Annotated in this window: 3 protein-coding genes, 1 tRNA gene and 1 pseudogene; 3 read left to right on the top strand and 2 right to left on the bottom strand. The window is 69.0% G+C overall.

Annotated elements, in window-relative coordinates; all coding sequences use genetic code 11:
• Together JWP65_RS08640 and JWP65_RS08635 are read right to left on the bottom strand one after the other, a co-directional pair.
• A pseudogene (locus JWP65_RS08640) lies at positions 1-303 on the bottom strand (hypothetical protein); the annotation flags it as partial.
• On the bottom strand, positions 300-914 hold the full coding sequence (locus JWP65_RS08635) for a sigma-70 family RNA polymerase sigma factor (protein WP_299762789.1): 615 nt from the start codon (positions 912-914) through the stop codon (positions 300-302). The gene JWP65_RS08635 and the pseudogene JWP65_RS08640, both read right to left, overlap by 4 nt.
• Before the next feature lie 426 nt (positions 915-1,340).
• Here JWP65_RS08635 and JWP65_RS08630 point away from each other — a divergent pair.
• The 3 genes from JWP65_RS08630 to JWP65_RS08620 all read left to right on the top strand — a co-directional run.
• Positions 1,341-1,417, top strand: a tRNA-Met gene (locus tag JWP65_RS08630).
• A 383-nt stretch (positions 1,418-1,800) separates the two neighbouring features.
• Complete coding sequence (locus tag JWP65_RS08625) at positions 1,801-2,424, top strand: TauD/TfdA family dioxygenase (protein ID WP_299762787.1); 624 nt, start codon at positions 1,801-1,803, stop codon at positions 2,422-2,424.
• Positions 2,425-2,446: 22 nt separating this feature from the next.
• Positions 2,447-3,043 (top strand): tripartite tricarboxylate transporter substrate-binding protein (locus tag JWP65_RS08620; protein ID WP_299762785.1); only part of this gene is annotated, 597 nt, incomplete at its 3' end.

Here is a 3,043-nt window from a genome sequence, read left to right as displayed (position 1 = left end):
CGGCGGCGCGACCGGCCTGGCCGACGCGGGCATCGCCCGGTCGGCCGCGCCGGGCTCCTGCCGCGGGCCCGGAACCTCCTGGGCTTGCCACAGCACGGTGATCAAGCCCGCCACCAGCACGGTGGCGAACGCCGGCGCCCAGCGGCGGCCACGGCCGACGGGCAGCCAGCGTTGCCACCAGGGCCGCACCGCCCCATGCGCCGCCCCCCGGATCGCCTCGCGCGTGTGCTGCCGAGGACGCAGCGTCGCGTCGGGCGCCTGCTCCAGCGCGCGGTGCAGCCTGGTGTCGCGCAGGTTGGTCATCGCGTCGCCCCCAGCGGCAGCAGGTAGTCGCCCATGCAGCCGCGCAGTTTCTTCAGCGCATCGCGCAGCCGGCTCTTGGCCGTCTCGAACGGCAGCGCCAGCCGCTGCGCCAGGTCTTCCACGCTGGCGCCGTCTTCGTGGTGCAGCAGGAAGGCAGCGCGCTGCGGCGGCGGCAAGGCGTCCGGGCACTGCAGCAGCTGGGCGCCGGCCGAGCGCCAGAAGGCGATGTCCGCGGCGGACGGCGCCACCTGCTCCAGGCTGTCCATCAGCCGCTCCAGCGGATCGTCGCCCTCCCCGCCTCCATCCGGCCCCACTGCGCGGCCGCCCGCGCGCAGGCCGTCGATGGCGGCGTTGTGCGCGATGGTGAAGCCCCAGGTCCGCCAGGCCGCGCCTTGCGGCACGAAGCTGCGGCGGGCGGCCACGATGCGCAGCCAGCTGTCCTGGAACACCTCCTCGGCCTGCGCCGCCATGGCGCTGCCCAGGAGCCGGCGCACCAAGCGGAACAGGGCCGCCTCGTGGCGGCCATAGAGGAGGTCGAACGCCGCGTCGTCGCCGTCCGCATAGGCCAGCATCAGGTTCTCCTCGGGCAGGTCACGCAAGGTGCGGGGCATGGGCAGATTTTCACACCACGTCGTACGGGGCCGCCGCCGCAGCGGGGCAAACCCGGGCGCGAATTTCGACCCCATCTGCCCCGGTCCCCGTTCCACAGCCACACCAACCCATGGAGTCGCCCGAAGAACCTGGCCGCGCTCGGCAAGGGGGATCCGGATCTTCGGGGTGGGCGCCAGCGGGCTGGACCGCCAGGGCGAGTTCATCCAGCGGCATCTGCGCAATACACGGGCGAGCGCTTCGTGTTCCTGACCTATGCCAACGCGCATCGGCCGGCCAGCGGCCGGACCGCGAAACCGTGCACGACGTGAAGAATTACTCGGTGGACACGCTGGACCGGCTGATCGTGCGGCTGGTCACGGAGGAACTCGCCAAAGCCGGCGGCCGCGCAAACTGAGCCGCGGCAGATGCCTTATAATCGTGGGCTCGGCGCTTTAGCTCAGTCGGTTAGAGCGATGGAATCATAATCCACAGGTCCGCGGTTCGAATCCGTGAAGCGCCACCAGGCTCGCAAAGCCCCGCCAGTCCAGCACCGGCGGGGCTTTTTTGTGGGTCCGCCGAATCATTGCCGAGCTGGCGCCGGTGCCCAGGGCCTGAAGAATGGTTCAGATCATTTGATGTGCCGTCTCGAGCATGCCGGCACCCTCGCGGCTCCGAAGGCATGAAGGAGACAGCATGTTGAACCGCAGGCAACTGGCCGCTTGTGCCATGGCCGCGCTGGTGCCGAAGATCTCGGGCCTGGATCTGCGCGGCCGCTGACGGAAAGGCAGGTCGCCTGGCTGCAGACTGCCTGGCTGGAGCACAAGGTCGTGTTCCAGCCGGACCGGCCCCGCACTGGAACGGGTCCTGGCCTTCGCGCAAGCCATGGGCCAGCCGATCGAGCACCCCTTGGTCAAATCCATCGCCGGCTTCCCGCAAATCATCGAAGTCAAGAAACTCGGGCACGAACGGGTCAACTTCGGCGGCATCTGGCACTCCGACACCACCTACTTCGAGCAGCCGCCCATGGGCACCATGCTGCTGTCCAAGGAAGCGCCTTCCTACGGCGGCGACACGCTGCTGGCCAACCAGGTGCTGGCCCACCAAGCGCTGTCCGACACCATGCAGCGCCTGCTGGCCGGCCTCAAGGGCATCTCCAGTTCCGCCAAGGCCGACGTCTCGAAGACGCGCGAGGACCGCATCGCCTCCGATGGCCGCGTAGACGCCCGCAAGGACTACGAGTCCGAGCATCCGGTGGTGCGCACGCATCCGGAAACCGGCCGCAAGGCGCTGTACGTCAACGTGGCGCACACGGTGCGCTTCGGCCGCATGACCGAGGACGAGAGCGCGCCGCTGCTGCACTACCTGTACCAGCACCAGGTGCGTCCGGAGTTCACCTGCCGCTTCGCCTGGCAGCCCGGCTCGCTCGCCTTCTGGGACAACCGCTGCGTGCAGCACAACCCCGTCAACGATTACCACGGCTTCCGGCGGGTCATGCACCGCATCACGCTGGCCGGCGACACGCCGCGCTGAACCTTACCGAACTGAAAAAAACATGCTCCAACGTTCCCGCTTCATCGCATCGCTGTTCATCGGTGCCGCTGCCTTCGCGGCAGGTGGCGCCTTCGCCCAGGCGTTCCCGAACAAGCCGGTGCGCATCATCGTGCCGCAGACGCCCGGCGGCGCCTCGGACGCGCTGGCCCGCATCGTCGGCCAGAAGCTCTCCGAGCGCTGGGGCCAGCCGGTGGTGGTGGAGAACAAGCCCGGCGCCGGCGGCAACGTCGGCACCGACTACGTCGCCAAGGCGCCGGCCGACGGCCACACGCTGCTCATGAGCTACGTCGGCACGCAGGCCATCAACGGCAGCCTCTACAAGTCGCTTTCGTACGACCCGTACAAGGACTTCGCGACCGTGGCGACGCTGGCCACCGTGCCGTTCGCTTGGGTCGTGAACCAGGGCTTCGCGCCGAAGAGCGTCGCCGAGGTGGTCAGCTATGCCAGGAACAATACCGGGCCGGTCAACTTCGGCTCCGCCGGCAACGGCTCGTTGAACCACCTGCTGGGCGAGATGGTGAACCTGAACCAGGGCATCAAGATGGTCCACGTGCCGTACAAGGGCGCCTCGGGGGCCTTGACGGACACGATCGGCGGC

Origin of the sequence: Ramlibacter sp. (assembly GCF_028292805.1) — a bacterium.
Classification (GTDB): domain Bacteria; phylum Pseudomonadota; class Gammaproteobacteria; order Burkholderiales; family Burkholderiaceae_C; genus Ramlibacter.
The sequence above is the reverse complement of the archived record's forward strand: the minus strand, read 5'-3'. Positions and strand labels throughout refer to the sequence as shown.

What these genes read in the sequence shown, in the direction of transcription:
- JWP65_RS08635 (WP_299762789.1), bottom strand. Translation starts at nt 914, where the DNA reads ATGCCCCGCACCTTGCGTGACCTGCCCGAGGAGAACCTGATGCTGGCC.